At 64.6% G+C, this 6761-nt stretch carries 2 protein-coding genes and 2 pseudogenes; 2 read left to right on the top strand and 2 right to left on the bottom strand.

The features are described 5' to 3' along the window. Positions 1-94 precede the first annotated feature (94 nt). Positions 95-262, top strand: a pseudogene (locus AC07CM_RS50090) (transcriptional regulator); the annotation flags it as partial. 72 nt (positions 263-334) lie between these two features. After that, positions 335-1507: pseudogene (locus AC07CM_RS50085) on the top strand (serine hydrolase domain-containing protein). Positions 1508-1558: 51 nt separating this feature from the next. Here the strand turns inward: AC07CM_RS50085 and AC07CM_RS50080 are convergent. Both AC07CM_RS50080 and AC07CM_RS50075 read right to left on the bottom strand, forming a co-directional pair. Then, a complete protein-coding gene (locus AC07CM_RS50080) occupies positions 1559-2044 on the bottom strand; it encodes a hypothetical protein (protein ID WP_478883234.1) in 486 nt (161 codons plus the stop codon). A 124-nt stretch (positions 2045-2168) separates the two neighbouring features. Beyond that, positions 2169-6761, bottom strand: a 4593-nt coding sequence (locus AC07CM_RS50075) for a golvesin C-terminal-like domain-containing protein (RefSeq protein ID WP_478883233.1), incomplete at its 5' end; no start/stop codon positions are given.

The following is a 6761-nucleotide window of genomic DNA, read 5'->3' as shown; positions in this document are numbered from 1 at the left end:
CCGCCAACAGCGGGGAATGACCAACATCAACTGACGCAGTGGGGGGTCATTTTTCACCCGCCGGAACTGGGTCACGATTCACCCGTCGCCGACAGCGTTGGACGCCGCAAACTACGGTGCCGGACTGCTGGAAGACAGCGTCAGCTCCATACGGGCTCTGGACCGCCTCAAGGAGTTCTCTGCACGACTCGAACCGCACAACTCCCTACCCGCCGTATGCGAGTTCCGCGAGCGTCTGCAGGAACTGCCTGCCGCCGTCTGACGGCTACCGCCTGAACACCGAGGACGAGCCCGCCTCAGTAAGGAAGGCGGCAATACTGCCAGGATGTACGACATGACGACGATCTACGGTGAGGTCGCAGCAGGATTCGAGCCGGTGCGTGAGGCGTTCATCGAGAACTTCACCCGGCACGGGGACACCGGCGCAGCGGTGTGCGTGTACCGGAACGGCCGACCGGTGGTTGACTTGTGAGGTGGCGTGGCCGACGCCGAAACCGGTCGTCCCTGGACGCGGGACACGCTGCAACTGGTCTACTCGGCGACCAAAGGCGCGACCGCGACCGCGGCGCACATGCTGGCCGCGCGCGGCGCCCTGGACCTGGACGCGCCCGTCGCGAAGTACTGGCCGGAGTTCACCGCGAACGGCAAGGCGGACATCTCGGTGCGCTGGCTCCTGTCCCACCAGGCCGGCTTGGTCGCGCTGGATCGGCCAGTACCGTTGGAGGAGGCGCTGGCCTGGCATCCGATGGCGGCGGCGCTGGCGGCTCAACGCCCCCTCTGGACTCCAGGCACAGCGCACGGGTACCACGGCCGGACCTGGGGTTGGCTCGTCGGTGAGGTAATCCGCCGAGTATCCGGTCGCACACCGGGCCGCTTCTTCGCCGACGAGATCGCGGCTCCCCTCGGGTTGGACTTCTTCATCGGCTTGCCGGCCGGCGAACGCGAGCGAGTCAGCCGCATGGTGTACCAGCGGCCGGACGTCGACCTCACCACCTTGCCCACCCAGTCGATCCCCGAGGAACTCCGCGAACAGGTCGCCGCCTGGCAGGACCCGAACTCATTCAGCAACAGGGCGTACGCGGTCACCGACCCACCTGAGATCGACTTCGACTCACCGGAAGTGCAGGCCGCGGAGCTCCCGACGTCCAACGGGATCGGTACCGCACGCGCTCTTGCACGCATGTACGCCGCGCTGATCGGCGAGGTGGACGGAGTGCGCCTGCTCTCCCCTGCCGCCCTGGCGTCCGCGACCGAGGAGCAGGCCAGCGGCAAGGATCAAGTCATGCTGATCCAGAGCCGCTTCAGCGCCGGATACATGCTGCCCACCGCCACCAACCCGATGATCGGCCCCAGCTCTTTCGGACACACCGGACGAGGTGGGTCGCTCGCCTTCGCCGATCGGAAATACAACGTCGCCTTCGGCTACGCGATGAGACACATCATCGGGGGCCCCATCGATTCGCGCGCGACATCGCTCGTCGAGGCAGTGCGGAAGTGCTTGGAGTAGAGATCAACGTTGGCAGGACACACCCAGACAGCCGTACATTCGACAGAGCCGCTATCGGCCGAAGTCGGGATCGGCAGAGGTGCGTCTGTAGTGACATGGGTAGATATAGGGATCCCCCCCGTTCGCCTCGACACTCCCATTCATACGCAGCTTCCCATGATCCAAAGTGAAGGTGAGAAGCTTGCTGTCCTTCTGATTCTCGAAATTGAGCATCGCATAGGGGGGCAGGCCAGGGTCTTTGTTGACCGCATGCCATTTTCCGCCGACTGAACGACGCGTCACCTGCGCGTCCGGCACGGGGCCGTCCCACTCGAGCGGAAAGTCCTTGACGGAAAAGGTGTAATCGTCGCGCAGTCGAATGACCGGAAGCGGCGATCCGCATTCCCGCTCTCCGTCCCATCGGCCGACCAATTCGGAATGACGTAGGGACTCCGGGACGACGTGGGCGGGCTTGCTTGTCCCACAAGCGGTCGAGGCGAGTACCGTCAAGGTGGCAGTCGCAAGGCTTGCACTGATGCGAAATATGTCGAATTTCACGCCATCTACTTCCAGTCGTTACGGGCGGCGAGGTTGCCCCCAGGGTTCCCTGGGAGCAACCTCGCCGTTTTTCAAGGCGCGTCCCGACCGGTCGACCGGCGGTAGCGAGCGCGTCAGCCTGCCGTCAGAAGAGGCTGGAGACCCAACTTGTGATGCTGTCCAGCAGGCCGCCGGCCGACGAGTCCGATGACCCCGACGACCCCGACGACCCCGATGACCCCGATGACGCCGACGGAGCCTTGGGATCGTTGAGGTCGACCGTCTCCGTCCACGTTATGTCCTGCGTTTTCGTGCTGAAACGCCCCGTATCGTAGTACGAATTGAGGGGCTTGGCGATGTGTTCACTCCACCACTCACTGTACCCGCCGAGCTCCGGGGCGATATGCGTCCCGGAATTCATGGTGCTGTCGTTTGCCACATGGAACTGAACGGTCGCCGTTCCCGCCTTCTTGTCGACCGACTTGACCGTGTAGTCCATGGTGTAGGAACCCAGGAACGCCGCGGACATGTTCGACGTGAAGTCCATGAAGACGGTCTTGGAGTTCAGCGAGTGATTCAAGCCGTTATTGTATGTGACACCCGTGTCCTTGTCCGTGTACTGGGCGACCTTGGCGCCCAGATTGTAGTTTCCGCCGTTGATGTTGTCAGCCGCGATCTCCCGCACCCGCTGGACGTGGTAGTGGTCCATGAGCGACTGCGTGAAGGCGTCGTTTCCGCCGAAGTCCCGATGCTTGGGGCCGCGGCCCGAGACCCATTCGAATCCCAGATCCACTCCATTGGGATCACCGGGAGTTCCGAAGCACCCAGGGCACTTCTCCCGAAGGATCGGCTCTGCGGCGATCACGGGGCTGGCAAGCGTGTCGGCGACAGTCTCGACGGTGCCGACCCAGGCAGAGGCGAAGTTGTCGTCCCAGGGGCAGAAGGCGCCCCCTTCGCACCAGTTGTGTCCGTCGAGCTCGACGCTGCTGATCGGGTTGCCGCCGGTGAAGGCGTAGCGGTTCCCGGTGAAGGGATCCGATCCCAGCCGCATGTCGGCCAGGGCGCCGTTGTACATGTCCCGGCTGGTGAAGCGGTTCAGGCCGGGGCTGTAGTCACGGAAGCCCATGTCGTAGGTGCCGCTGGCGGCGTCCCAGCGCTTGGCGTTGAAGCGGTAGGGGTTGTACGCCTCCTTGTCCGGCTGGGCCGTGTCGGGCTTGTCGATGCCGGTGAACTCGGCGTCGTTGTTGGTGCCGTAGGCCGTGTAGCCGTAGGTGGACTTGGTGTCACCGCTGCTGTCGGTGAGGGTTTCGACGTCGGTGTGGCCGTTGTAGCCGTAGACGCCGAGCTCCTCGGAGCCGTCGGTGTTGTGCTTCAGCTGTGTCAGGCGTTCGCCCCACGGGCTGTACTGGTAGGACTTGGTGACCTCGCCGGCAACGGCCTCGTTGAGAACCTCGCTGGAGGTACCGAGGTAGTTGAAGTCGGTGGTCTTGCCGGCCTCCGTCTTGGATGCCGTGCGGTCCAGGGGGTCGAAGACGTAGGTGGTGGTCTTCGTCGTGACCCCGTCGGTCTGCAGCTTGGCGTTCTTGACCACGTGGTCGAAGCCGTCGTAGTCCCTGTCCTCTACGACCTTGCCGCCCGCGACGACCGTGTCCAGTCGGCCGTACGGGTCGTAGTTGTAGTTGTTGGTGGCGGCTCCGATGCTCGAGCTGAGGAGCCGGTTGCGGTCGTAGGTGTAGTTGGTCGTGACGTTCTTGATCGTCTGGGTGACGACGTTGGCGTTGGCGTCGTGGACGTAGGTCTCGGTGCCCGCGCCAGTTCCCGTCTTCACGGACTGGGCGAGCCGGTTGACCGGGTCGTAGGTGTAGTCCGTGGTGGAGTTCAGGTACGCGCCGTGGTTGTCGGCGTTCATCTTGGACGCGACGTCCTGCGCCTGGTTGCCGTTGGCGTCGTAGGCGTAGGTGTGCGAGGAGACCAGGGTGCCGTTGGGCTTCTTCTCGGCCTGGGTCTTCAGCGCCGCGTTCAGGTAGTAGGTGTAGTCGACCGTGTTGCCGTTGGCCTTGGTCTCCTTCAGCCGCAGGCCGCGGTCGGTGTAGGTGTAATCGGTGGTCTTCGGCGAGGCGTCCGAGGCGGACTTGCCGACCTTCACCGTCTTGACCAGGTCGCGCACGTCGTAGAAGTACTGCGCGTACTGGTCCGGGTGGCTCGTCGTCTCCTTCTGGCCGTTGGCGTCGTAGGTGAACGACGTGGCCTTCTTCTCGGTGCCGGACAGCGACTCGCTGACCTTCTGGACCTGGTTCAGCCCGGTGTAGGTCATCGTGTACTTGTCGATCTTGGCACCCGAGGAGGCGTCCGCGATCGAGCTGAGGTTGCCGTTGAGGTCGTACGAGTAGGTGAAGTCCTTCTTCTCGTTGTCCGTCTCGGTGACAGTGCGGACGATCTTCACCGCGTCGGCGACGACCTTGCCGGAGGCGTCGGGCGCCAGGGTGATCTTGGACGTGTTCCCCTGCTTGAAGGTGAACGAGCCCAGGGAGACCCAGGTGCCGCCGCCGGTGGTCTGGTTGACCGTCTTGTCGGTGGTGCCGCCGTCGTGGGTGACGGTGTACTTCGCCGCCGTGGAGGCGCCCGAGGTCGTCGGGTACTTCGCGTAGGCGGTGTAGCTGCCGTCCTGCGGAACGTTCAGAGTCCAGGTGAACGTGTCCGTCGACGCCCCCGCCGCGTGGGTGCGGTGGTCGTAACCCTGCTGGCCGGTGGCCGAAGCCGTGGCCCAGGTGCCGGTCGCCGAAGTGGTCTGGGTGTCGGAGTTGTCGGCCAGCACCACGTGGGCGCCGACCGGCACGCCGTCATCGGAGCGGGCCTGGAGGCTGCCGTCGGGGTAGTACGCCCAGCCCTGGGTCCGCGAGCTCGAGCCGCCGGCGGAGGTGAGGGTGCGCGAGACCTGCTGGCCGGTCTGGTTGTAGCCGTAGGAGGTGACGATGTCCCACGGGTCGGTGGACGTCCTGGTCCAACCGTTGTCGAAGTACGTGTAGTCGGTGTCGTTGCGGACCGTCTGACCCGCCGACGGCGGCGCGGAGACCCGCGAGACGCGGCCGACCTCGTCGTACGTCGTCTGGGTGTAGACGTTGGGGTCGTTGTAGCGTCCGTCCGCCGGGTCGTAGGGCTGGAACTGCTTGACCGGACGGTTGAGCTTGTCGTACTCGGTGCGGCTGGTGAAGTCGTCCGCGGCCGCGGTGGCGGTGCCGCGCGGGCTGATCACCTTGGTGGTGTTGCCCATCTGGTCGTACTCGAACTTCGTGGTGCGAAGAGTGGTGCCCGAGTACGGGACCCGCTGCTCGATCGTCTTGCCGCGCTCGTCGTAGACGACCTCGCTGGTGTTGCCCTCCTTGTCGGTGCTCCTGACCATCAGCGAGTCCTTGTCGTACTCGCGCGTGGCGTACTTGCCCGCCGCGTCGGTGACCTTGGTGACGCGGTGGTTGAGGTCGTAGGCGCTCTTGCTGGTGTAGTCGGTGGTGTCGGCGGTGGCGTTCTTCTTCGGGTCGATGACCGTGACCGCGTTGCCGACGTTGTCGTACTCGTAGGAGACCTTGTCGCCCTGGGCGTTCACCACCGACATGAGCTGGTAGATCTCGTTGTAGTTGTTGGTGGTGACGTAGTCGTCCGGGACGGAGGTCGTCGCCACACCCTTGGGCTCGGTCGTGGTCTTGAGGTTGCCGACCTTGTCGTAGGTGTAGCGCGTCGTGCGACCGCTCAGGTTGTTGTCCGGGCCGGTCGTCTCGGTCACCTGGTCCGCGGAGTCATAGACCGCGGTGGACACCACGCCGTCCGCGGCGGTGCTGGTGGTGACGTTGTCGTTGGCGTCGTACACCGGGGCCGGAGTGGTGATGAACACCCCCTGCGCCTGCTCCTTGGGCAGCTTGTTGACCAGCGGACGCTTGAAGGCGTCGTAGGTCTGGGTGGTGGTGGTACCCAGCGCGTCGGTCACCGACGTGACCTCACCGCGCTCGTCGTAGACGAACGAGGTGGCGTGGCTCTCCGCGTCGGTGATCGTCCTGGGGTAGCCGACGACGTCGAAGTCGGAGTTGACGGTGGCATTGCCATTGGCGTCGGTGGCCCTGGTCAACTGCCCGTAGCTGTCGTAGTCGTACTTGGTCGTGTAGTCGTCAGGCACCGACGTCGTTACGACACCCTTCGGGTCCGTGACCGTCTTCATGTTGCCGAACGAGTCGTAGCCGAACTGCCAGGCGCGGCCCTCCGGTGACGTCTTGCGGAACAGGTCCGCCGAGAAGCCGTCCGCACGCGTCTGGTACTCGTACTTCGACGCGTTCGCCGGCCACTTGGAGCTGTCCGTCACGCAGGTGGTCGTCTGGTCCGGCACGCCCGCCTTGTTGTTCTCCGCGTCGCGCTGCCAGAGGGGGTAGCCCGTCTTCTGGTCGTAGCAGTACGCGGTCTTGGCGCCGTTGTCCTCCTCCAGGTACGTGACGTTGTTGTCCGCGTCCCATGACATCTTTGACGTCTGGGACTTGGCGTTCGTCGTCTGGACGGGACGGAAGAAGTCGTCGGTGACGTACTTCGTGGCGTGCGACTCGGGGTCCGTCACGGTGGTGTCGGTGAACTTGGTGTTCGCGGTGTCGGCCGCATACGCGAAGCCGGTGTCGCCGCCGAGACGGTCGGTGATGGTCTTCGTCCACCAGTGGTACTTGGGGTCGTCACCCGCCTTCGGCTCGTTGTACGCCAGCTTGGT

Source organism: Streptomyces sp. NPDC044061, from assembly GCF_056434305.1.
Note: the sequence above shows the minus strand (reverse complement) of the source record. Positions and strands in the feature narration are given on the sequence as shown.